This window comes from Aeromonas sp. s6, assembly GCF_040907815.1.
GTDB classification, from domain to species: domain Bacteria; phylum Pseudomonadota; class Gammaproteobacteria; order Enterobacterales; family Aeromonadaceae; genus Aeromonas; species Aeromonas caviae.
This window is the reverse complement of sequence record NZ_JBFOCN010000121.1, coordinates 68,786-92,503: the sequence shown is the minus strand read 5'-3', so window position 1 is coordinate 92,503 and position 23,718 is coordinate 68,786. Positions and strand designations below refer to the sequence as shown.

23 protein-coding genes are annotated in these 23,718 nt (G+C 58.1%); 20 read left to right on the top strand and 3 right to left on the bottom strand.

Features of this window, described 5'->3' with window-relative positions; all coding sequences use genetic code 11:
- The first annotated feature begins 18 nt into the window (after window positions 1-18).
- From udk to AB5Y50_RS18780, 3 genes are all read left to right on the top strand, one after another.
- Complete coding sequence (udk, locus tag AB5Y50_RS18790; protein WP_010674731.1) at window positions 19-663, top strand: uridine kinase; 645 nt, start codon at window positions 19-21, stop codon at window positions 661-663.
- Between the two features lie 63 nt (window positions 664-726).
- Entirely contained in the window at window positions 727-1,308 is a 582-nt protein-coding gene (gene dcd, locus AB5Y50_RS18785; RefSeq protein ID WP_010674732.1) for a dCTP deaminase, read from the top strand.
- Between the two features lie 320 nt (window positions 1,309-1,628).
- Window positions 1,629-3,101 (top strand): inorganic phosphate transporter, encoded by a 1,473-nt coding sequence (locus AB5Y50_RS18780; protein ID WP_029314527.1) that lies wholly within the window; start codon window positions 1,629-1,631, stop codon window positions 3,099-3,101.
- A 657-nt stretch (window positions 3,102-3,758) separates the two neighbouring features.
- Here AB5Y50_RS18780 and rne read toward each other — a convergent pair.
- Entirely contained in the window at window positions 3,759-6,902 is a 3,144-nt protein-coding gene (gene rne, locus AB5Y50_RS18775) for a ribonuclease E (RefSeq protein WP_201920985.1), read from the bottom strand.
- Window positions 6,903-7,316: 414 nt separating this feature from the next.
- Here rne and rluC point away from each other — a divergent pair, with 414 nt between their 5' ends.
- Window positions 7,317-8,261, top strand: coding sequence for a 23S rRNA pseudouridine(955/2504/2580) synthase RluC (gene rluC / locus AB5Y50_RS18770; RefSeq protein WP_201985482.1), 945 nt, complete (start codon window positions 7,317-7,319; stop codon window positions 8,259-8,261).
- Between the two features lie 52 nt (window positions 8,262-8,313).
- On the opposite strand, the gene AB5Y50_RS18765 is transcribed toward rluC, so the two are convergent.
- Entirely contained in the window at window positions 8,314-8,895 is a 582-nt protein-coding gene (locus AB5Y50_RS18765; RefSeq protein WP_029314530.1) for a nucleoside triphosphate pyrophosphatase, read from the bottom strand.
- 244 nt (window positions 8,896-9,139) lie between these two features.
- On the opposite strand from AB5Y50_RS18765, the gene AB5Y50_RS18760 reads away from it, so the two are divergent.
- From AB5Y50_RS18760 to AB5Y50_RS18685, 16 genes are all read left to right on the top strand, one after another.
- Window positions 9,140-9,649 carry a hypothetical protein gene (locus tag AB5Y50_RS18760; RefSeq protein ID WP_234924102.1) on the top strand — a complete coding sequence of 170 codons (510 nt, stop codon included), beginning with the start codon at window positions 9,140-9,142 and terminating at the stop codon, window positions 9,647-9,649.
- A gap of 196 nt (window positions 9,650-9,845) precedes the next feature.
- Window positions 9,846-10,367 (top strand): 23S rRNA accumulation protein YceD, encoded by a 522-nt coding sequence (gene yceD, locus AB5Y50_RS18755; RefSeq protein WP_029314532.1) that lies wholly within the window; start codon window positions 9,846-9,848, stop codon window positions 10,365-10,367.
- 20 nt (window positions 10,368-10,387) lie between these two features.
- Window positions 10,388-10,555, top strand: coding sequence for a 50S ribosomal protein L32 (gene rpmF, locus AB5Y50_RS18750; protein ID WP_005300935.1), 168 nt, complete (start codon window positions 10,388-10,390; stop codon window positions 10,553-10,555).
- Window positions 10,556-10,564: 9 nt separating this feature from the next.
- Window positions 10,565-11,584, top strand: a complete 1,020-nt coding sequence (gene plsX / locus AB5Y50_RS18745) for a phosphate acyltransferase PlsX (RefSeq protein WP_010674739.1) — start codon at window positions 10,565-10,567, stop codon at window positions 11,582-11,584.
- A 6-nt stretch (window positions 11,585-11,590) separates the two neighbouring features.
- On the top strand, window positions 11,591-12,550 hold the full coding sequence (locus tag AB5Y50_RS18740) for a beta-ketoacyl-ACP synthase III (RefSeq protein ID WP_010674740.1): 960 nt from the start codon (window positions 11,591-11,593) through the stop codon (window positions 12,548-12,550).
- A 66-nt stretch (window positions 12,551-12,616) separates the two neighbouring features.
- Window positions 12,617-13,552, top strand: coding sequence for an ACP S-malonyltransferase (gene fabD, locus AB5Y50_RS18735; RefSeq protein ID WP_010674741.1), 936 nt, complete (start codon window positions 12,617-12,619; stop codon window positions 13,550-13,552).
- Between the two features lie 13 nt (window positions 13,553-13,565).
- Complete coding sequence (fabG, locus tag AB5Y50_RS18730) at window positions 13,566-14,300, top strand: 3-oxoacyl-ACP reductase FabG (RefSeq protein WP_010674742.1); 735 nt, start codon at window positions 13,566-13,568, stop codon at window positions 14,298-14,300.
- A 157-nt stretch (window positions 14,301-14,457) separates the two neighbouring features.
- Entirely contained in the window at window positions 14,458-14,694 is a 237-nt protein-coding gene (acpP, locus tag AB5Y50_RS18725; protein ID WP_005300909.1) for an acyl carrier protein, read from the top strand.
- An 81-nt stretch (window positions 14,695-14,775) separates the two neighbouring features.
- Complete coding sequence (fabF, locus tag AB5Y50_RS18720; RefSeq protein ID WP_010674743.1) at window positions 14,776-16,017, top strand: beta-ketoacyl-ACP synthase II; 1,242 nt, start codon at window positions 14,776-14,778, stop codon at window positions 16,015-16,017.
- Window positions 16,018-16,083: 66 nt separating this feature from the next.
- Entirely contained in the window at window positions 16,084-16,890 is an 807-nt protein-coding gene (pabC, locus tag AB5Y50_RS18715; protein ID WP_182721850.1) for an aminodeoxychorismate lyase, read from the top strand.
- Entirely contained in the window at window positions 16,880-17,881 is a 1,002-nt protein-coding gene (gene mltG, locus AB5Y50_RS18710) for an endolytic transglycosylase MltG (protein WP_029314535.1), read from the top strand. The genes pabC and mltG overlap by 11 nt, the downstream gene beginning before the upstream one ends.
- Window positions 17,881-18,522, top strand: a complete 642-nt coding sequence (gene tmk / locus AB5Y50_RS18705) for a dTMP kinase (protein WP_368163182.1) — start codon at window positions 17,881-17,883, stop codon at window positions 18,520-18,522. Before mltG ends, tmk begins: the two co-directional genes overlap by 1 nt.
- Window positions 18,507-19,454: a DNA polymerase III subunit delta' gene (holB, locus tag AB5Y50_RS18700; protein ID WP_368163180.1), complete on the top strand. Its 948-nt coding sequence runs from the start codon at window positions 18,507-18,509 to the stop codon at window positions 19,452-19,454. The genes tmk and holB overlap by 16 nt, the downstream gene beginning before the upstream one ends.
- 12 nt (window positions 19,455-19,466) lie before the next feature.
- Window positions 19,467-20,246, top strand: a complete 780-nt coding sequence (locus AB5Y50_RS18695; RefSeq protein WP_029314537.1) for a TatD family hydrolase — start codon at window positions 19,467-19,469, stop codon at window positions 20,244-20,246.
- Between the two features lie 302 nt (window positions 20,247-20,548).
- Window positions 20,549-21,577, top strand: coding sequence for a site-specific integrase (locus AB5Y50_RS18690; RefSeq protein WP_029314538.1), 1,029 nt, complete (start codon window positions 20,549-20,551; stop codon window positions 21,575-21,577).
- 163 nt (window positions 21,578-21,740) lie between these two features.
- Complete coding sequence (locus tag AB5Y50_RS18685; protein ID WP_041201618.1) at window positions 21,741-22,025, top strand: RepB family protein; 285 nt, start codon at window positions 21,741-21,743, stop codon at window positions 22,023-22,025.
- Window positions 22,026-22,259: 234 nt separating this feature from the next.
- Here AB5Y50_RS18685 and rsmF read toward each other — a convergent pair whose 3' ends face one another.
- Complete coding sequence (gene rsmF / locus AB5Y50_RS18680; protein WP_029314541.1) at window positions 22,260-23,690, bottom strand: 16S rRNA (cytosine(1407)-C(5))-methyltransferase RsmF; 1,431 nt, start codon at window positions 23,688-23,690, stop codon at window positions 22,260-22,262.
- Window positions 23,691-23,718 lie beyond the last annotated feature (28 nt).

Here is a 23,718-nt window from a genome sequence, read left to right as displayed (position 1 = left end):
TCTCTTTAGGTATTTTCAATGTCTGATACTCAACATTCCTGCGTGATCATCGGTATTGCTGGTGCATCCGCGTCCGGCAAGAGTCTTATCGCCCAAACCATCTATGAAGAGCTGGTGGCCGAGCTGGGAGCGGGTCAGATTGGTGTGATCACCGAGGATTGCTACTACCGTGATCAGACCCACCTGACCATGGAAGAGCGGGTCAAGACCAACTATGACCACCCCAATGCCCTGGATCACGATCTGCTGGTGCAGCATCTGACCCAGCTGACGCAAGGGGAGGCGGTCAACATCCCCCAGTACTCCTATACCGAGCACACGCGCATGACCGAGGTCACTACCTTTGCACCGCGCCGTGTCATCATCCTCGAAGGGATACTGCTGTTGACCGACAGCCGCCTGCGCGAACTGATGGACGCCTCCATCTTCATGGATACCCCGCTCGACATCTGTTTGCTGCGCCGTCTGGTGCGCGATGTGCAGGAGCGCGGTCGTACCATGGACTCCGTACTCAAGCAGTATCAGAAGACTGTGCGTCCCATGTTCATGCAGTTCATCGACCCGTCCAAGCAGTATGCCGACGTGATCGTGCCCCGTGGCGGCAAGAACCGCATCGCCATCGACATGCTCAAGGCGCGTATCCGCCATATGTTGATTGGTTGAGAGAAAACAAGCCGGGTGATGCCCGGCTTTTTTTAATGAATCTTTTGTCAGGAGAGTCGCAGAATGCGTCTTTGTGATACCGATATCGAACGGCACCTGGATGAAGGCAAGATCGTCATCGAGCCGCGGCCCGGTGTTGAGCGGATCAGCGGCGTCAGCGTCGATGTGCTGCTGGGCAACGAGTTTCGGGTGTTTCGCGATCATACCGCGCCTTACATCGACCTTGGCGGTACCAGTGCCGAGATGGCCGATGCCATCGAGCGGGTGATGAGCGAGGAGATCCACGTGCCGGACGGTGAAGCCTTCTATCTGCACCCGGGTCAGCTGGCGCTGGCGGTGACCTATGAATCGGTTACCTTGCCCGCCGATATTGTCGGCTGGCTGGATGGTCGCTCCTCCCTGGCGCGCCTGGGCCTCATGGTGCACGTCACCGCCCACCGCATCGATCCGGGCTGGTCCGGCCGCATCGTGCTGGAGTTTTACAACGGCGGCAAGTTGCCTCTGGCCCTGCGTCCCAAGATGAAGATCGGTGCCCTGAACTTCGAGATGCTGTCAGGTACCGCGGCTCGCCCGTACAACAAACGGGAAAATGCCAAATACAAGAGTCAGCAAGGGGCTGTGGCCAGCCGGATCAACCAGGATTGATCCCCGCACCGTGCGGCTTGTCTATCGAGGAGGGTGCCAAGGCACCCTCTTTTTTATCTGACAAAAGGAAACGGGCGTGCCGAGTGGGTTGAAAAGCGGCCTTTTTCGGGACATTGAGCCATGCTCAGGCTTTGATTGGCGCCTATCCACAGCAATGGAATGGACTTAAATTAATCCTCGACAAGCCCCGTTCCTACAGGCCCTAAGACATTTTCTGACGGAATGCCCTTTTTTTTTTTTGCTGAAATATTTCAACAACGGGTATGGCGCATCGAGCCTTCTGGCATAATCCGCCGCAACTCATAAACAGGTTCGTTTTTATGTTTGAAATGTTTAGTGGTTTGGGTTTGTGGTGGTCAATCGGTTTGGTATTGGCCGTTTTTTTTGTGCTGGCCTATGAATTCATCAACGGCTTTCACGATACCGCCAACGCGGTAGCAACGGTTATCTATACCAAGGCGATGCCGGCTCATATGGCGGTGGTGGCTTCCGGTCTGTTCAATTTCGCCGGTGTCATGCTGGGTGGGTTGGGGGTGGCCTATGCCATCGTTCACCTGCTGCCCATCGATCTGCTGCTTGGCATGGACTCTACCCAGGGTCTGATCATGGTGTTCTCCCTGCTGTTCTCGGCCATCGTCTGGAACCTGGGAACCTGGTACTTCGGCATTCCGGCATCCAGCTCCCACACCCTGATCGGTTCCATCCTGGGGGTAGGCGGCGCCTATGCCCTGATCAGCCATCAACCTCTGAAAGAGGGTATCAACGTCGGCAAAGCCATCGACATCATGCTCTCTCTCATCATCTCTCCCACCGTGGGCTTCATCATTGCCGCCTTGCTGCTGTTCGCCATGAAGCGCGTATGGCTTGGCAGCAAGATCCACAAGACCCCGGAAGAGCGCCTGCTGGTGGACGGCAAGAAGCATCCACCATTCTGGGCCCGTGTCACTCTGATTTGCTCCGCAATGGGGGTGAGCTTCGTGCACGGCTCCAACGATGGCCAGAAAGGCATCGGTCTGGTGATGCTGGTGCTGATCTGCATGGCGCCTGCCTATTTTGCGCTGGACATGAACAGCCGCTCCTATGATCTGGACAGAACCCAGGATGCCAACCAGCGCATCATGGAGATCTACCAGCGTAACCAGGATCAGGTCTCCCATCTGGTGAACTTCAGTGTGCCTGCCAAAGCCCAGGAAGAGCTGATGAGCCACTGTGCGGCAGGGGAGGCCCTGCAGGCCATGGCGACCCTCGACAAGCGTCTCGGCCAGGTGCGCACCTACGAGGAGATGAACCTGGTGGATCGCCGCGAGGTGCGTCGTCTGCTGCTGTGCATCGATGACACTGCCCGCAAGGTCTCCAAGTTGCCACTGCCGGCCAAGGAGCTGACCGATCTCGCCAAATGGCGCAAGGATCTGACCGCAACGGCCGAATATGCGCCGACCTGGGTCATCGTGTCCATCGCCCTGGCGCTCGGTTGCGGCACCATGGTGGGCTGGCGTCGTATCGTCTACACGGTAGGGGAGAAGATCGGTTCCTCCGGCATGACCTACAGCCAGGGCATTGCAGCCCAGATCACGGCCGCCGCGTCCATCGGGATTGCGAGTCTGACCGGGATGCCGGTGTCCACCACCCACATTCTCTCCTCTGCGGTGGCGGGGACCATGGTGGCCAACAAGTCCGGCCTGCAGAGCCAGACCATCAAGACCATTCTGCTGGCCTGGGTGCTGACATTGCCGCTCACCATGCTGCTCTCCGGCGGTCTCTTCCTGCTGAACAACCATCTCTTTGGCGGGTAAGACGACAGTCATTGGAAATGAAACAAGGGCCTTCGGGCCCTTTTTTGTTGCCTGGTGAATGTCACGTCATGCGGCAATAGTTCAATAAGTGATAGTTGTATGCCATCAGACAAGAAGTTGAATGACATTATCTATCACCTCTTTTGCTTCTCTACATCCCTGAGCCACTCGTTGTGCACAGTGAGGGGACCTGTCTGTGTGATGCCTTGTTACAAGCCGATGCTTGCACGTAAAGCAGAAGGGAGGGTGTGCAACGTGCCTATGTTCCTCACCAGAAATGATGAGAGTGAAGAGCGCCACAGGTTGCCCTATGTCTGGCATTCCCGTTCAACCTGGGTTGTCTCAGCCACCACTGAACACACCGACTGTGCTACCAAAGGGGAACGCTGCCAGACGGTTTGCCAATGGCTTCATATGCTGTCAATGCACGGACCCTGTCGACAAAGCAGAGCATGTCGTGATGCTTTGACAGAGATGAATTCTCTGTCTGGTGTGTTATTCACGTCTTGTTTGGACTGTGTGTGGTCGCTGAACATCGGGAAAGCGGCGGATATCGAAGAATGGGCAGGGGGGAGAGCAAGGCGATGTCAGCCCAAAAAAAGAGATAAAAAAAGAGCCACACGATGTGTGGCTCTTTATTCAGACTAACGAGTCTGCTCAGGGGCGACCGGCCGGGCTGGTTGCCACGTTGCTGGCAGCGGTGCTGCCACCGTGGCGACCGGAGGTCACGACTTCGCTGCGTACCAGGGGAGCGTACTCCACGGGTTCACGGGGTGTCGGGGCAGGAGCCGCAGCCGGCGTTGCCATGGGGGCATAAGCCTTGCGGGCACGGGCCAATACACCGGCACCCTTGCTGACCTTCACTTCGGGGCTGGTTGCTGGCTCGGTTTGCACCACTGCAGCCGGCATCTCGACGACCTTCGCCTCGGCGGTGGCCGTCTCCTCAGCGATCACGACAGGTGCCGCTTCAGCAACCGGTGCAACCTCTTCTGGGATGGCCTCCACTTGCTGGGTCTGCTCGACAGCGTCGATCAAGGCTACAGGTTCGTCATGAGAGGCGGTGTCGACGATAGGTTCGACCATCTCGGGTTCGACAACTGCCACTTCGGCGGCGGGTTCAGCGTCTGCTTGCGCAGCCTGTTCAACTTCGTCAGTGGAGGGCGCGTCCACTGCCTGGGCTGCCAGTGCTTGCTCTGCCGCTTCCTCAGCAACGGCTTCAGCCACCACGTGCTCGGTCAGAGCGGCGGAGGCCTGCAGGGCTGCTGCAACCGCTTCTGCGCTCGGAATGGTGATGACAGGCACAACCGGTTCTTCCACCTTCACCTGAGCCGCATCGGCCTGGGCCGCGGTAGTCAGCTGCACTTCACCTTGTGCTTCGTCTTCACGCTGGCCACGAGCCTCTTCGTTGATGCGCTTGCGACGTTGCCCTTCTATGCGCTGATTGCGCGGGGTACGGCGGGAACGACGCTGACCTTCGCCTTGCTCTTCTTGCTGCTCAGCGGCGGCTTGCACGTCGGCGACATCGATGATTTGCTCGTCAGTCGGCAGGGCAGGGGTGTCGGTCGCGGCGACATCGACACGGATCTGCTTGCGCAGTTGGCGACGTTCGCGGCGCTCGGCCACTTTTTGCTCTTTTTCCTGACGCGGTTCAGCGCTGGCGACCGCAGTATCAACGGTATCAACCGCCTCGACGATCACCTCGGCACGGGGTTCGCGGGGGGCGCGAGGTTCACGAGCCGGACGCGGGGCACGAGGTTCGCGCTCCTGGCGGGGTTCGCGAGGCTCACGCTCCATGCGCTGCTCGGTGCGCACTTCGCCACGGGGTTCCCGTTCCTGGCGCGGTTCCCGCTCTTGACGAGGCTCACGCTCTTTGCGCGGGCGACGATTGCGATCACTGCTCTCGCGGCTGGCTGCGCCTTCACGCTTCTCGCCGGCCTCGGCATTGCGACTGCCGCGGTTGTCATCGCGACGGCCACGTTGACCACGGCTGCGGGATTCATCGCGCTGGTGACGGTGCCCGTCATCCTTGCGAGCTTCGCGCTGGGCGGCCGGTTTGTCGGCAGGCGCCTTCACCTCGGCCGGAGCCGCATCGGAGGAGGCACCGAACAGGCCGGAGAAGGCCTTGGCCAGCTTGCCAAAGAAGCCGACTTGTTCTGCAACCGGAGCGGGAGTCGCAACAGGAGCCGGGGCGGCGGGCGCAACCGGCTGAGGAGCCGGGGCAAACCCTTGCAGCAGCGGTTGTTCACGCTCGACTACCTGAGCTTGGCGCGGCTGGTAGACCGGCTTGGCAATCTCGGTTTTGAGCTCGTAGCTGGCCGCTTCTGGGATCTCGTTCTGACGGATGCGGGTCACTTCGTAGTGCGGGGTTTCCAGATGCTGGTTCGGAATGATGTAGACACGCACATCATTGCGCTGTTCCAGATTGGCGATGGAGGTACGCTTCTCGTTGAGCAGATAGGCGGCCACATCGACCGGCACCTGGGCATGCACCTGCTCGGTGTTGTCCTTCATGGCCTCTTCTTCGATGAGACGCAGGATGGACAGGGCGAGGGATTCGTTGTCACGGATGACCCCCTGACCCTGGCAACGGGGGCAGATATGGCTGCTGGACTCGTTGAGGGAGGGACGCAGACGCTGGCGAGACATCTCCAGCAGACCGAAACGGGAGATACGGCCCAGCTGGATACGGGCACGATCCTGATGCACCGCTTCACGCAGACGGTTTTCCACTTCGCGCTGATGGCGAACCGGGGTCATGTCGATGAAGTCGATGACAATCAGGCCACCTAGGTCACGCAGGCGCAGCTGGCGAGCGATCTCATCGGCCGCTTCCAGGTTGGTCTGCAGGGCGGTCTCTTCGATATCGCCGCCCTTGGTGGCGCGGGAGGAGTTGATATCGATGGAGGTCAGTGCTTCGGTCGGATCGATGACGATGCTGCCGCCGGAGGGCAGGCGCACTTCGCGCTGGAAGGCCGATTCGATCTGGCTCTCGATCTGGAAGTGGTTGAACAGGGCGACATCACCCTTGTAGAGCTTCACGCGATTGAGGAAATCGGGACGGACCAGCTCGATATGTGACTTGGCGCGCTCGAAGATGACCGGGTTGTCGATCAGGATCTCGCCCACATCGCGACGCAGATAGTCACGGATGGCGCGCACGATGACGTTGCTTTCCTGGTGAATGAGCACCGGAGCGGAACGTTGTTGTGACGCCTTGTGGATGGAGTCCCAGTGGTTGAGCAGAACGTTCAGATCCCATTCCAGCTCTTCCGGGGACTTGCCGACACCGGCAGTACGCACGATGAGGCCCATGCCGTCCGGCACGGTCAGACCGCTCAGGGCTTCTTTCAGTTCAGTCCGTTCGTCACCCTCGATGCGACGGGAAATGCCGCCTGCACGGGGGTTGTTCGGCATCAGCACCAGGTAGCTGCCGGCCAGACTGATGAAGGTGGTGAGGGCCGCACCCTTGGTGCCACGCTCTTCCTTGTCGATCTGGACGATGACTTCCTGGCCTTCGCGGACCACTTCTTTGATGTTGGGACGACCCTGATAGGAGTAACCGGAGGGGAAGTAATTGCGGGCGATTTCCTTTAACGGCAGGAAACCGTGGCGTTCGGCGCCATAGTCAACAAAAGCAGCTTCGAGACTGGGTTCTACTCGGGTGATTTTACCCTTGTAAATGTTCGCTTTTTTCTGCTCATGCCCCGGACTTTCAATATCCAAATCGTAGAGCTGTTGTCCGTCAACCAGCGCTACGCGCAACTCCTCTTCCTGAGTCGCGTTGATTAGCATTCTTTTCATTGAGTTCTCATTATTTTGTCATTTTGATTCCTCCACAGGGTCCTGCCGGCGCCGGCCTCGGGTCTTCAGCATGCTGGGGCAACCTCCCGGTTGGGGCATGCATGAGGCGCAAACTAAGGGCACTCTGGTTCAGCCATCTCGAGAGGGCGTGAATTAAGGATACCGATGTGGAGACAATTTACGTCGGTTCTGTTTGCGTTCTCCATGCGTTGTACCTCGCACCCGGGAACCGTCATGTTCTTGTATACACGGTGTTTCGGGATTGGGTGGCATACATTTTGGCCACTTAGTACAAGGCTTGAACACAATGACAAAACCTTGTTTATTATCCCATTTAAACCACTTTTATAGCAAGACGCCATTTTTTAACAAAGCATGCAGCCAAGGGCTGTCGGCGGTGTTAAAATCCGCGCCATGACACAGATACATCAACAAGTGCAGCTGCTCACCATCGAAGCTGAGCATGACGGGCAGCGCATCGACAATTTTCTCAAGACTCAGTTAAAGGGCGTCCCCAAGAGCCTGATCTATCGCATCCTTCGCAAAGGGGAGGTGCGCGTCAACAAGAAGCGCATCAAACCGGAGTACAAACTCTGCGCGGGCGACGAGGTGCGGGTGCCCCCCGTGCGCGTGGCCGAGAAGAACGAACTGCCCTCTGCCAACCTTGGCAGCATCCAGCGTCTGGAGAGCCAGATCCTGTTTGAAGACGACGCCATGATAGTGCTGAACAAGCCGTCCGGCATGGCGGTGCACGGTGGCAGCGGTCTCTCTTTTGGCGTCATCGAGGGGCTGCGCGCCCTGCGCCCGGAAGCCCGTTTCCTCGAGCTGGTGCACCGACTGGATCGCGACACCTCCGGCGTGCTCTTGGTTGCCAAGAAGCGCAGCGCCCTGCGCAGCCTGCACGAACAGCTGCGGGTCAAGACCATGCGCAAACAGTACCTGGCGCTGGTGCGCGGCCAGTGGCAGCCCCACGTCAAGGTCATCAATGCCCCGTTGCGCAAGAACGATCTGCAGTCCGGCGAGCGCGTGGTGCGGGTCAGCAGTGACGGCAAGCCGTCCGAAACCCGTTTCAGGATTGCCCGCCAGTTCGCCGAAGCCACTCTGGTGGAGTGCAGCCCGATCACCGGGCGTACGCACCAGATCCGTGTCCACACCCAGCACGCCGGCCATCCCATCGCCTGCGATGACAAATATGGTGAGACCGGGTTTGATGAAAAAATGCGAGGGCAGGGGCTAAAGCGTCTGTTCCTGCACGCCTGGAAGCTCACCTTTACTCATCCGGTGGATGAGCGGGAGATGCAGGTGGAAGCGCCATTGTCACCGGAGCTTGAGGCGTTTCTCGCCAAGCTGCCACGCTGACAACCATGAAAAACGGGAGCCAAGGCTCCCGTTTTTCATGGCAGAGTTCTTGTTATGGCAGAGCCAGGCCGTGGCGACCCAGGAGATCAACCAAGCCTATCAGGGGAAGACCGACAAGGGCGTTGGGATCGCGCCCCTCCAGCGCCTTGAACAAGACGATGCCCATTCCCTCGCATTTGAAGCTGCCGGCACAATCCAGAGGACGTTCGGCCTCCACATAGCGACGGATGGCTGCTTCGTCGAGCGAGCGAAAATACACGGTGAAAGGCTCGACGAGCTGCTCGGCATGGCCATTCGCAGCATTGATCACACAGAGCCCGGTGTAAAAGATGACGCGCTTGCCTTGTGCCCGCAGCAACTGCTCGACCGCCTTCTCCACCGTGCCGGGCTTGCCGAGGATCTGCCCGTCACAGACGCACACCTGATCTGAACCGATGATCAATCCTTGATCACGGTCAGTAGCAACGGCATTCGCCTTGGCAAATGCCAATCTGCTGACCAGGGCTTCTGCGGTCTCCCCGTGTCGCGCTGTCTCATCGACTTGAGGCGCAGCACAGTGAAATGGCTGACCGAGTTTTTCCAGCAAGGTTTTGCGGTAGGACGAGGTGGACGCGAGGATCAAGGAAGGCTGCATGTTTTGATGATATCCATTTATAAATCAATTGGTTGATTCTATCTGTGCAGATGGGGCCACGCAAACAGGAGATGTCTACAGCGGGACTCGCCTAATTAGCGGGAAGCATGCATGCTGATGGAACCACAGCACAAACACAATCGCCAGCTGGGCAGGGACATGGCAACTTCGTCAGGGGGATGAGGGGGTGATGCTTTGGACCCAGCCACATCCTCCGACATCTTTTCAGGCCTTACGTCTGGAGATGCGCGTGAATGCCGATCCTGGCGCGCTGATCACGGTACTGCGCAACACGGTGCGCCATGAAGAGTGGTTGCCCCAGAGCCGTGAAGTCAGGGTGCTGGCCAGATCTGGTCCCGACGATGATCTGGTCTATACCCGCCTGGCGTCTCCCTGGCCGGTGCAAGACAGGGAGCTCATCACCCGCCCCCATTTGAGTCTACGCATCGATTGCGGCCTGACTCTCGAGGTGTGGGCAGAGCCGAATGCCCTGCCATTGCATGCAGGGCTGTTCCGGATCCAGGAAAGCGCTGGACGGTGGGAGGCGCTACCCCAACGGGATGGCAGCACACTCGTTCGGCTCGAAACCTATACCAACCCGGGCAACAACTTGCCGGGCTGGCTGGTCAATCCCATTGCCATCAAGGCTGCCGTGGGCAGTTTCAAAGCCATACGCAGACTGATGGAAGCCGAGCCCAGAGTGGCTGCGACACCAGGCCTGCTGGGGAGAGACCCGCGCTGTTCTGCCACCTGATGAGACACCAAGGAGCACATCCGGTGGACAGACAGGAGAGGGGAACAGGATCCTGTGCCAGATCCTGCACGATATGGCATAATCGGCCACCGATGAGCACAAGTTCCTCTTGCAGGGGCCTGTGAAGGTAAAATCATCGGCGGTAAGGACTTTTTCCTTTGACTATCCCTTGTTGGACCTATAATATTCGCGCCCTATGCAAAAGGTGAAGTTGCCCGTTAAGGTTGATCCAGTCCGTAATGCCTTGAAGCTACTCGATTATGTCGGGATAGTGGAAAAGTCGCAGATGCCCAGGCTGGAGGAATCAACCGAAGGCTTGCGAAGTGATGTGGATGTCACACTGCACTTTGGCAAAGATGTCCAGAAGTTGACCGTTATGAAAGGCACTGCCCATGCCAAGGTCGATCTGGTTTGCCAGCGTTGTGGTGAGACGTTTGAACACCTTTGTGAAGCTAGTTTTATTTACACTCCGCTGTTCGAAAGAACAAACGAGGAAGAACTGCCGGAAGCTTATGAGCCCATTGAGTTGGACGAAAACGGCGAGATAGATCTTCATCAAATCCTGGAGGATGAACTCATCCTCTCGTTGCCTCAGGTAGCCATGCATCCGGTGGATGTGTGTCCCAGAGGAAACATGGAGATGACCTGGGGTGAAATCGAACCTGCTGATGAGCGGCCGAATCCCTTTGCAGTTCTTGAAGCGCTCAAACGTAAGTGAATTTTAGGAGTTAGCCTACCATGGCCGTACAACAGAACCGTAAAACCCGCGCCAAGCGTGGCATGCGTCGTTCCCACGATGCGCTGACCACCGCTGCCCTGACTGTTGATCAGACCAGTGGCGAAATTCATCGTCGTCACCACGTGACTGCCGATGGTTTCTACCGCGGTAAAAAGGTAATCGCTTAAGGATTGCCTTTGTCTACGCAAACTGTCGCGCTAGACATAATGGGGGGAGATATCGGCCCCTCGGAAACAGTGCCTGCCGCCGTGCAGGCACTGTCTCTTCTACCCCAGCTAAAACTTGTTCTGGTCGGTGATCAACACCAGACCGCCTCTCTTCTGCAGCAACATGGCTTGCTCAACCACCCTCGCGTTCGTCTCGTGCATGCCTCCCAGGTCGTGGGCATGGGCGAAAAGCCTATCGTGGCGCTGCGTACCCTGAAAGACTCCTCCATGCGCGTGACCCTGGATCTGGTCAAGAGCGGCGCTGCCGATGCCTGTGTCAGTGCAGGCAACACCGGTGCCTTGATGGCCATGGCCAAGTGCGTGCTCAAATCCTTGCCCGGTGTTGACCGGCCAGCCCTCATCAAGGCGCTGCCCACATTGAGTGGAAAGCGGACCGTGATGCTGGATCTGGGTGCGAACGTGAGCTGCGATGCCGACACCCTGCTGCAATTTGCCGTGATGGGCGCCGTAGTCGCAGAGAAGGTGGAGGGGATACCTTCACCCAGAGTGGCACTGCTCAACGTAGGGGAGGAGGAGATCAAGGGCAACGACCTGGTGCGCCACAGCGCCGAGTTGCTGCGCCAATGCTCCGCCCTGAATTTTGTCGGTTTCATTGAGGGGGACAGGATCTTCAGCGGCGAGTGCGACGTGATCGTCTGCGACGGTTTCGTGGGCAACGTGGCGCTCAAGACCGCGGAGGGGGTGGTGCGGATGATGGCCGAACTGGCCGGATATCCGCGCAAAAAACGCAGTTTTCTTGGTCGACTCGCCGGATTTATGTTCAAACGGCGTTTCTCTTACCTGAACCCCGACCAGTATAATGGCGCGAGTCTGTTAGGATTGCGCGGCATTGTGGTAAAAAGCCATGGGCGGGCCGAGCGCCGCGCTCTGTGTCATGCGATTCTGCTGGCCGCACAAGAAGCCAGACATCAACTTCCATTGCAAATTGCAGATCGCCTTGAATCTGTCTTTTCCGACAGGGATTTATAAAACTCTATGCATAGCAAAATTCTGGGTACTGGCAGTTATCTGCCGAGTTCGGTTCGTACCAACGCCGATCTTGAACAGATGGTTGAAACCAGTGACGAATGGATCGTGGAACGCACCGGGATCCGTGAACGCCGTATCGCCGGAGCCGACGAAACCGTCGCGACCCTTTCTCATCAAGCGGCCTTGCGTGCGCTTGATGCGGCAGGTCTGACTGCCGCCGATCTGGACATGATAGTGCTGGCCACTACCAGCGCAGAGAATGCCTTCCCAGCTGCTGCCTGTGAACTGCAGGGGCTGCTTGACGTACCGGGGATCCCGGCGTTTGACGTAGCCGCCGCCTGTGCCGGCTTTACATATGCTCTCGCCATCGCCGATCAGTTCGTCAAATCCGGCGCTGCTCGCCACGTGCTGGTTGTCGGTGCGGACGTGCTGTCACGCATGTGCGATCCCGAGGATCGCGGCACCATCATCCTGTTCGGGGATGGGGCAGGGGCCGTGGTCATCGGTGCCAGCGACACTCCTGGGATCCTCTCCACCCATCTGCATGCCGATGGCCGTTATGGCGAGCTGCTCAAACTGCCGCAGCCCCGTCGCGGCATGCCGGGTGCTGAGCTCGAAGCCTACATGTACATGAAGGGCAACGATGTCTTCAAGGTGGCGGTGACACGCCTTAGCGAGATCGTGACCGAAACCCTGGCTGCGGCCAACGTCGAGCCGAGCGAGCTGGACTGGCTGGTGCCCCATCAAGCCAACTTCCGCATCATCAATGCCACCGCCAAGAAACTCGGCATGGGGCTCGACAAGGTGATCCTGACCCTGGATCGTCATGGCAATACCTCCGCGGCCTCCGTGCCCATCGCCTTCGATGAAGGGGTGCGCGATGGTCGCATCAAACCCGGCCAGCTGGTCCTGCTGGAAGCCTTCGGCGGCGGTTTTGCCTGGGGCTCTGCGCTGGTTCGCCTCTGATACCGAGCGGTGCCCGGTCCTCGGGCGCCCGCTTACCGAATTCGTCTTACCTTAAAGGAATCAATGATGACCCGATTTGCCATTGCCTTCCCGGGACAAGGCTCCCAGAGCGTCGGCATGCTGGCCGAGCTGGCCGAGCAACACGCAGTGATTAAAGAGACCTTCGCCGAGGCGAGCCAGGTGCTGGGCTATGACCTGTTTGCCCTGGTGATGGCAGGCCCGGCCGAGGATCTCAACAAAACCTGGCGTACCCAGCCAGCGCTGTTGACCGCCTCCGTCGCGCTGTGGCGCCTGTGGCAACAACAAGGCGGGGTAACCCCTGCCGTGATGGCCGGCCACAGCCTGGGGGAATACTCCGCCCTGGTGTGCAGCGGCGCGCTGGCGTTTGCCGATGCCGTCAAGCTGGTCGAGCTGCGTGGTTTGGCCATGCAGGAAGCCGTACCGGAAGGCACTGGCGCCATGGCTGCCATCATCGGTCTGGACAACGAAAGCATCGCTGCCAACTGTGAGAAAGCGGCCCAGGGGCAGGTGGTTTCTCCGGTCAACTTCAACTCTCCGGGTCAGGTGGTCATCGCCGGCCACAAAGAGGCGGTCGAGCGTGCCAACGTGCTGATGAAAGAGTCAGGTGCCAAGCGTGCCCTGCCGCTGCCGGTCTCCGTGCCCTCCCACTGCGCCCTGATGAAACCGGCCGCAGAAAAGCTGGCCGCCGCCCTGGATGGGATCGAGATCAAGGTTCCTGCCATCGCCGTCATCAATAATGTTGACGTCTCTTGTGAGCAGGATCCTGCCGCCATCAAGCAAGCCTTGGTGCGTCAGCTGTTCAGCCCGGTTCGCTGGACTGAAACGGTAGAGCGCATGGCAAACGACGGTGTTACCCTCGAGATCGAGATGGGCCCGGGCAAGGTATTGACCGGCCTGGCCAAGCGTATCGATGCGCGAGTGGAAGGTATTCACGCCAACGACGCCGCCTCGTTCGAGCAGGCACTGGCCCAGATCAAGTAAACAGGAGCAAGTCATGAGTTTTACCGATAAGGTTGTGTTGGTCACTGGCGCCAGCCGTGGCATTGGTCGTGCGATTGCGGAGATGTTTGCTGCTCGTGGCGCCAAAGTCGTGGGGACCGCGACCAGCGAGAGCGGTGCCGAGGCGATCAGTGCTTACCTGGGTGAACAAGGCTGCGGCATGGCACTGAACGTGACCAGTCAGGAATCTATCGAAACCGTCTTCGCCGCCATCAAGGCGCGTTTTGGCGACATCGACATCCTGATCAACAACGCCGGCATTACCCGCGACAACCTGCTGATGCGGATGAAGGATGACGAGTGGAACGAGATCATCGACACCAATCTCACCTCCCTGTACCGTCTGAGTAAGCCGGTATTGCGTGCCATGATGAAGAAGCGTAACGGTCGCATCATCAGCATCGGTTCCGTGGTCGGCACCATGGGCAACGCCGGTCAGGTCAACTATGCTGCTGCCAAGGCTGGTCTGGTTGGCTTTACCAAGTCGCTGGCCCGTGAAGTGGCATCTCGTGGCATCACGGTGAATGCGGTTGCTCCCGGTTTCATCGAGACCGACATGACCAAGGCGCTCAATGAAGAGCAGCGCGCCGGCATCATGAATCAGGTGCCTGCTGCCCGTTTGGGCGATCCGAAAGAAATTGCTGCCGCTGTGGTATTCTTGGCATCGGATGATGCCGCCTATATTACCGGCGAAACCCTGCATGTTAATGGCGGGATGTACATGGTGTAATCAATTTGTCGTGAGTTCTGTTCAAATTTGCGATAATACGCCGAAGTTTGGCGAATTTCGTGGTTTGACCAGCGGCAAGTCACTTGCAAACTCACGTCAATTGAATACACTACCCCAACCAGACGCAATAGCGTATTTTTAAAGGAAAATTCAGGTCATGAGCAACATCGAAGAACGCGTAAAGAAAATCATCATCGAACAACTGGGTGTTAAAGAAGAAGACGTGAAGAACGCTGCCTCCTTCGTCGACGACCTGGGCGCTGACTCTTTGGATACCGTTGAACTGGTAATGGCGCTGGAAGAAGAATTCGATACCGAAATTCCTGATGAAGAAGCCGAGAAGATCACCACTGTTCAAGCGGCTATCGACTACATCACCGCTAATCAGGAATAAGTTCCTGTTCTGAAAGAAGCGGCCCAAGGGCCGCTTCTTTTATGTTTACCCCTTTCAAAACACCTCTCGGAGACTACCTCAGTGTCAAAACGCAGAGTCGTGGTGACCGGCTTGGGGATGCTTTCCCCGGTAGGCAACACTGCCGAATCCAGCTGGCAAGCCCTGCTCAACGGGCAGAGCGGCATTTCCCTCATCGACCACTTTGATGCAAGCGAGTTCGCAACCCGTTTCGCAGGCCTGGTCAAGGATTTCGACCCCGAAGAGTTCGGCATCAACCGCAAAGAAGCCCGCAAGATGGATCTCTTCATCCAGTATGGCGTGGCGGCGGGTGTTCAGGCCCTGGAAGATTCCGGCCTGATCATCAACGAAGAGAACGCGGAGCGGGTAGGCGTTGCCATCGGCTCCGGTATCGGCGGTCTGGGTCTGATTGAGCAGAACCACAGCAGCCTCATCAATGGCGGCCCTCGCAAGCTGAGCCCTTTCTTCGTTCCGTCCACCATCATCAATATGGTGTCCGGTCATCTTTCCATCATGAAAGGCATGCAGGGCCCGAACATCGCCGTGACTACCGCCTGTACCACGGGTACCCATGCCATCGGCATGGCTGGCCGGATGATCGCCTATGGCGATGCGGACGTGATGGTTGCCGGTGGTGCCGAGAAAGCCTCCACCCCCATGGGCATGGGCGGCTTTGCCGCTGCCAAGGCGCTCTCCACACGTAATGACGAACCGCAGAAGGCGAGCCGCCCCTGGGACAAGGATCGCGACGGTTTCGTGCTGGGCGACGGTGCCGGCGTGTTGGTGCTGGAAGAGTATGAACATGCCAAGGCCCGCGGCGCCAAGATCTATGCCGAGCTGGTCGGCTTTGGCATGAGCGGGGATGCCTATCACATGACGGCCCCTCCCTCGGACGGCGATGGTGGCGCACGCGCCATGAAGAACGCCATCAAGGATGCTGGCATCGCACCCGAGCAGATCGGTTACATCAATGCCCACGGTACCTCCACGCCCCTTGGGGATGTGGCAGAGCTGCGCGGCATGAAGAAGGTGTTTGGTGACCATGCCAGCGCCCTGATGGTCAGTTCCACCAAGTCCATGACAGGCCACCTGTTGGGTGCGGCTGGCGCCATCGAGGCGATCATCACTGTGCTTTCTCTGCGTGACCAGATGGTGCCTCCCACCATCAACCTGGACAAGCCGGATGATGAGTGCGACCTGGATCTGGTGCCGCATGTTGCCAAGGCTGGCAGCTTCGAATATGCCCTCTCCAATTCCTTCGGTTTTGGCGGCACCAATGGCTCCCTGATCTTCAAACGCGTATAATTCGCTCTGGGCGAATGATAAGGCCCGATACGGCAGTATCGGGCCTTTTTTATCGGAGGGATCCCCTTGCTGATTAATGGAATACCCACAGAAACACTGTCAGCCAGGGATCGTGGGCTGGCATACGGTGATGGTCATTTCACAACCATGCTGGTGAGGGAAGGGAAGGTACTCTGGTGGCAGGACCATCTGGCCCGGCTGCAACATGCCAACGCCCGGCTTGGTTTTGGCGAGCACTCCTGGGACCTGCTTGCCGACGAGGCGGCGCAGCTGGCTTCTGGGCAGGCACAGGCTGTCGTCAAGATAATGCTGACCCGGGGCGCCGGTGGGCGGGGATATGACGGCGCAGGCTGTGACACGCCCACTCGCATCGTCTCTTTGGCACCTTATCCTGAGCATTATCATGATTGGCAGCAAACCGGCATCAATGCCTTGGTATGCCAGCAGCATCTTGGGGACAGTCCCATGCTCGCCGGTCTCAAGACGCTGGGGCGCCTCGAACAAGTGATGCTGAAGCGCGAACTTGCTGCGCGCGGCGGGGTCGAAGGTATAGTCTTGAACAGCCGGGGATTTCTGGTAGAAGGGGTCAGCGCCAATCTGTTTTGGCGTCGCGGCAGGACGGTGTTCACACCGGATCTCACCCGCGCCGGGATCGATGGCATCATGCGCAAGCGCGTGATGACGATGCTTAAACAGATGGGCATTGAACTGCGTGTCGTTGAAGCTCCATTGGAGTCACTCTGGCAGGCGGAAGAGGTCTGGCTGACCAATACCCTGATGGGGATTGTCCCGGTCACCAGCATCGGGGATATGCACTATCCCAGTCCGGTATTGATCCGCCGTTTACAGGAGCGCTTGGTCATTGAAGTTTAATCGGCTTTACACCCTGCTCGCGGGGGCGGCACTCTCTGTCGCCGTTGCCGGAGGGTACGTGTATCACAAGTGGCAACAGGTGGAGACGCTCACCAACAAGGGGCCAACCCGCCTCTTTACCGTCGAAAAAGGCGCCCATGCGGCGCGCCTGATTGCCGAACTGGGAGAGGGGGAAACCAGCCCCTGGGCGGTGCGCCTCTGGTTGCGCGGTCATCCCGAACTGGTGGCCATCAAGTCCGGCACCTATGAAATCAAGGAAGGGGCGCCGCTCAAGGAGACTCTCTCTCTCTTTGCTTCCGGCAAGGAGTTTCACTTCAGCCTGACCTTTGTCGAAGGGTCCCGTTTTGAGGATTGGCTGAAGCAACTTTCCAGCGCCCCCTATCTGGAGCGCCTGACTCTGGAGCAGAGCGAAACCGAGCTGGCTCAGGAACTCGGCATCGAAAATGGCAAGCTGGAGGGGTGGTTCCTGCCGGAAACCTACGCCTATACCACTCATGCCAGCGATCTTTCCATCCTGCGCCGCGCCTATCAGGACATGAAAACGTTCCTGGAGGCTTCCTGGGAGAAGCGTCAGGCCAATCTGCCCTACAAGACACCCTATGAGGCGCTCATCATGGCCTCCATCATCGAAAAAGAGACGGGCCAACCGGATGAACGAGCCCAGATTGCCTCTGTGTTCGTCAACCGTCTACGCCTTGGCATGAAGTTGCAGACCGACCCTACCGTCATCTACGGGGTGAAGGAGAGGTACGATGGCAACATTCGCCGCAGCGATTTAACCGACGTGAACCCCTACAACACCTATGTGATCGACGGTCTGCCTCCGACGCCCATCGCCATGCCGGGCAAGGCCTCCATCGAGGCGGCGCTCAACCCCAAATCGACCGACTATCTCTACTTCGTTGCCAAGGGGGGCGGTGCCCACTACTTCTCCAAGACCCTCGATGAACACAATCGGGCGGTGCGTGAATACATATTGAAGAAACCCTAATGTCTAAATTTATCGTGATTGAAGGATTGGAAGGGGCAGGGAAGAGCTCTGCGGTGCGCTATGTGACCGACTATCTGCAAGCCCACGGAGTTGCGCGGATCGAGTGCACCCGGGAGCCGGGCGGCACGCCGCTGGCGGAACGCATGCGGGCCATCGTCAAGGAAGTGCACGACGAGCGCCTGACAGTCGAGGCCGAGCTGCTGTTGATGTACGCCTCCCGGGTACAACTGGTGGAGACCCGGATCAAGCCTGCCTTGGCAGACGGCATCTGGGTAGTGGGCGATCGCCACGATCTCTCCTCCCAGGCCTATCAGGGGGGTGGCCGCGGCATCGATGCGAACCTCATCGGCGCCATCAAACGGGCGGTCTTCGGGGATTTCAAGCCGGATCTGACGCTCTATCTGGACATCGATCCTGCCATCGGCCTGCAGCGGGCCCGCCATCGCGGCGAGCTGGACAGGATTGAGCTGGAGCAGATCGGCTTCTTTGAACGTACCCGCCAGCGTTACCTCGAGTTGGCGGCCGCCGATGATTCCATCCAGATCATCGATGCCGGGTTGCCCCCGGCGCAAGTCAAAGCCGCCATCGAGGCTGCCCTTGAGCATTATCTGGCAAGCGAGGGGCTATGTATCCCTGGCTGATCCCGGATTGGCATGCCCTGAGCGAGACGGCCCGGGCCGGACGGCTCGGGCACGCCTGGTTGCTGCTAGGAGATCCTGGTCTTGGCAAGGAGCAGCTTGCAGAGCGACTGGCGCGACTGCACCTGTGTCAGCATCCACAACGAGGTGAGCCTTGCGGTCAGTGCCACTCCTGCCAACTGTTTGAGAAGGGGCATCACCCGGATCTTGGCACCCTGGGGCCCGAGGGCAAGACCATAGGTGTCGAAGCCATCCGGGAGATTTGCAGCCGCCTCCAGAGCACATCCCAGCTCGGTCGCGGCAAGGTGGTGATCATTCAGGAGGCGGAGCGCATGACGGAGTCTGCCGCCAATGCTTTGCTGAAGACGCTGGAAGAGCCGGCTGGCGACAGTCTGTTGCTGCTCATCGCATCCCGGGTATCTCGCCTGCTCCCCACCATCTTGAGCCGTTGTCACAAGCATGTCTGCCAGCTCCCCTCTGAGGGGGAGACCCTTGCCTGGCTCGCCGAGCAGGGCCATCAGGCCACCCAGGCCCAGGTGCGGATCTGCCAGGGTGCGCCGCTGCGGGTGCTGAGCTACATCGAAGCACAGCAAGATGATGCCAGACGGGCATTGCTCGACGGATTTGTCTCGCTGGCATCGGCCCCCCCCCGTGCGGCGAATGTCTGTGCCCAGTTGGCCGAGGATACTCAGGTCCGGCAGCACTGGTTGCAGCTCTTCCTGTGTGATGCCCTCAAGCTTCAGGCTGGCTGCGGCCATCATCAACTGGCAATGCCGGATCTTGCATCACTCAGCCAGCAACTGGCAGAGAAACACTCCAGCGAACGGCTCCTGGAAGCCGAACAGCAGCTGGTTATGCTGAAAGAGGCTTGTCAGCCAGGGCAGCTTTCCAATCCCACCATCCATTTGATGAACTGGCTCAATCGCTGGTTATAAACAAGGTTGTCTATGTTACTCGTTGATTCCCATTGCCATCTCGATCGCTTGAGTTATGGCTCCAAGCAGACCGACATGGCCGATGTATTGGCCAAGGCGGCGCAGCAGAGCGTGGGATATTTTCTCTGCGTGAGTGTGACCCAGGCCCAGTTCCCGACCATGATGGAGGCCATCGCTCCCTATCCCCAGGTGTTTGCCTCCTGCGGTGTCCACCCGCTCAATCAGGATCCCGGGGTGGATGCTGCCTTGCTGCTGACTCAGGCGGCAGATGAGAGAGTGGTGGCCATCGGCGAAACCGGGCTCGACTACTTCTATTCACCGGAAAACAAGGATGTACAGCAAGCCTCTTTCCGCGAACATATTCGTGTAGCCCGGGCACTGAACAAACCGCTCATCATCCACACCCGGGATGCCCAGGAAGACACGCTGCGGATCATGCGAGAGGAGGGGGCCGAACAGGTGGGCGGAGTGCTGCACTGCTTCACCGAGTCCCTCGAAATGGCCGAGGCCGCGATGGCCATGGGGTTCTACATTTCCATCTCGGGAATAGCCACTTTCAAGAACGCCTCAGCCCTGCAGGCCGTGGTCAAGGCGTTGCCCCTGGAGCGACTGCTGGTTGAAACCGACTCTCCCTATCTGGCACCGGTTCCGCACCGGGGGAGGGAGAATGAGCCGGCCTTTGTTCGCGACGTCGCCCAATTTATCGCGGATCTTCGCCAGATATCGCTCGCTGAATTGGCGGAGGCCACCAGCCACAATTTCTTCGAATTGTTCAAGTTGGCAAAGCGATAACAGACAACGCCCCGCATAGCGGGGCGTTTTACTATGACAATCAGCATTATCATTACCCATCCAAAAACAATCACGCCAAGTTGTTATCTCTCACTTTTTTTTTGCAGTGGATACTGATGAGATTAAATCCACAATCCTGATAAAACGGACCAAGCATAACAGAGTGTTTGAGGAATAAATGAGGGAGCTGAAATGGGTTAAAGCACTCTTCATAAGTATCGATAATATTCATTATCGATACTTGATAGATCTGGACGATCCTGTAAGATCCACCGAAACTCCGCTTTAAATCATAGAGTTAAGTGAACTACCCACGCCTTCAAAACCCAGTTCAGCAATCTTTGCAGAGCGTCTTCGATCCTCAGCTGAACAGCCGGGCAAGACGCTTCCTGCGCAGCGCCAAAGCCGACTCCACCCTCAATGCCTATCAGGCAGATACCCGCATCTTTGTCTCCTGGTGCCAACTCCACGGGCTGGATCCCTTGCAGACAACACACCACGACATCATGAATTTTCTGGCGGATCAGGCCGACGGCATCCTGGCCAACTGGGTCTGGCTGGACAAAGAAGAAGGGAAGGGGGAGCTTCGCAACGGGGAACCTCGCAAACCGGCCACCCTGGTAAGACGGCTTGCCGGCATTCGTTATGCCTTCAAGCAGAAGGGGATCCACCCCATGCCGACCGAGCATGCGGAGATAAAGGAGATGATGCGGGGCATAGTACGGCTCGGTGATAACCGCAAACGCAAAACGGGGGCGCTGACCCTGAAACCATTGGCCTGCGTGCTGGACGAGATAGATACCAGCAACCTGGCGGGACTTCGGGATTACACCCTGTTGCTCCTGATGTTCAGTGGCGCCTTGCGTCGGTCGGAAGCGGCAAGGATCGAGGTGAATGACGTGCAGTTTGTGGGGCAGGGGATACGCCTTCGTCTCAAGCCAAGCAAACATCAGCTCCATGAATCGGAGATAGCACTCATTCCAGGCACCCGGTATTGCCCGGTCTCTGCACTGCAACAATGGCTGAAAAAAAGCCGGATTGCTGAGGGCCCCCTGTTTCGTCGAATGAATCGCTGGGGACAGCTGATGACAGATCCCCTGGGGCCGCAAGGTATCAACTTGATGATCAAGCGGCGAACCGGCCAGGCCATCGACGATCTCCACGTCAGTGGCCACAGTTTGCGGCGGGGGTTCATCACCTCGGCGGTGACGGCGGGCAAGCCGATGAACAAGATCATCGAGGTGACCCGACACAAGGACATGCGCACCTTGCAGGAATATTTCGACGATGCCCACAAGTTCTCCGATCACGCCCTGGATGGGTTGTTATAGAGAACCGCGCCTCTCCATTTTTTATGTTAAATGATATCCTGTTGATCTGGTGATATATTCATGTCGTCCTCCACAGACATCATAACGGTGGGAGAGTCGTAATCCGATTTACTTTCGTAGAAGATGCCAATGAAAAATGAGAGATAACATTCACGATGTAGACATGTCGGAAGGTCACGATAGCCAGGAATTGAAGAAAAGCGCTGCGCAAGAGAATGCCGAACGGCAGCGCCAGCACGTGAAGCGCAAGCAGGAAACCCACAGCCGGTTGCAATGCTGGATAAGCAATCGTCATGCAGAGAGGTTGGCCATGCTGGGGCAACAACTGGAAGACAGTCAGGCCTCCATCATCGAGCAGGCAATCGATCTGCTCTATCAGCACGAACTGCAACAAACGACCAACGCGCAGCAGAGCGATATCCCCGAGTCGGCAGACATACTCGAATAGACGATGGTATCGAACCGGCGTGATTGAAAAAGGAAGACAAAAAAAGCCAGGTACGAATTCCTTGTACCTGGCATAGGGGAATTGGCTCCTTGCAGAGCCGTGCGCTAACTGGTATGCAGATAGCCTTAAGCTTAGACAAGGCTCTAGGCATTTCAAGAACCGGATTAAAGTTCAACCAGAGTGGGGGTTTTTCAGACTCGAACAGGCGCTATTTTTGCTCGAGCGACCCCACTCTCACGCATTGAACAGGTTGTTATCCCGTACCAGCTCCCGGGGCAGGGCATTCTTGATGCGACTCCCCACCCATTTCCCCATGCCGAGCGGGTGCCCCTGGTAACGAACGATCACTTCCCCAGTCCCGGCATCCTGCTCTGGCCAGACATCTCGTCCCATCATGAATTCACGGGCATTGGAGGCATCCAGCTCGACGCATCCCTTACTCGCCTCATGGCCGTAAGCCAGAGCCCATTCATGGGTCAATCGATATCCCTTCTTGAAGGTCTCAGCCAGCTTGATGCCGATGCGATCGAAGCGCAGCTTCCCCTGTACCTGCTCGAAGGCGTGAGGGAAGAGCCAGATCTCGTCATTGCGGCCAAACAGTTGGCCATGGGGCACGATGCCAAAATTCCCTTCAATCTCCCGCAGCATGGGGCCAGCCTCTTTCTCTGGCAGCGGCGAGAAGGGGAACTTGCCGAGCTTGCCCGGTTTGAACATGGTGTTGGGCACGGAGTGATGCTTGCGCAACCGGGCGACGAAAAATCCTTCACTGTCGAAGATCTGGGGCCAAACGTGCAAGTATCCCTCCGGTGTACAGGCTTTCTCCGCTCCCGGAAAGAGATCGGCCAACGAGTCAAAGCTGAAGGCATCACCGAACTTCTCCTGCAACGACTGACAGACGGCCTGATTCTCTTGCAGGCTCAGGGTGCAGGTGGAGTAGACCAGTACGCCGCCGGGTTTGAGGGCGTGAAAAGCGCTCTCCAGCAGGCCACGCTGCACCGCGGCAATCTCGTCGATGCTCTCGAGACTCCAGTTGCGCAGCGCGTCTTCATCTTTTCGCACCGTCCCCTCGCCGGAGCAGGGGGCGTCGAGCAGGATGGCGTCGAAGGTTTCAGGCAGCCATTGGCCAAAGACCTTGGCATCGAAATGGGTCATGCCGACGTTGGTCACACCGCAGCGCTGGATATTGGCGCTCAGCACTTTCAGCCTGCTGCTGGAAAACTCGTTGGCGATCAGCATGCCGCGGTTCTCCATCAGCGCCGCGATCTGGGTAGTCTTGGAGCCAGGGGCGGCGGCCGCGTCCAACAACATGCCATCCCCTCTGGTTTGCTCACTGGCAAAGAGCGCCGTCACCGGCAACATGGAGCTCGCTTCCTGAATATAGAAGAGGCCGCACAGATGCTCGGCCGTGTTGCCAAGGGGGACGCTCTCATCACTGCGGGTGAGCCAGAAGCCGGTTTCACACCAGGGCACGGGATCCAGTTGCCAGCCAAGCGGCGCCATGCGGGCGACAAACTCGGATACCGTGATCTTGAGGGTGTTGACCCGGATGCTGCGCCGCAGCGGCTGCCGGCAACTCGCCACGAATGCCTCCATGGAGAGATGGGATGGCATGAACTCCGCAATGTGACGCAGGAAGTGATCGGGGAGGTAGGTGTTGTCGTGCACGGCGCAATCTCGCTGACCCAAAATGAGG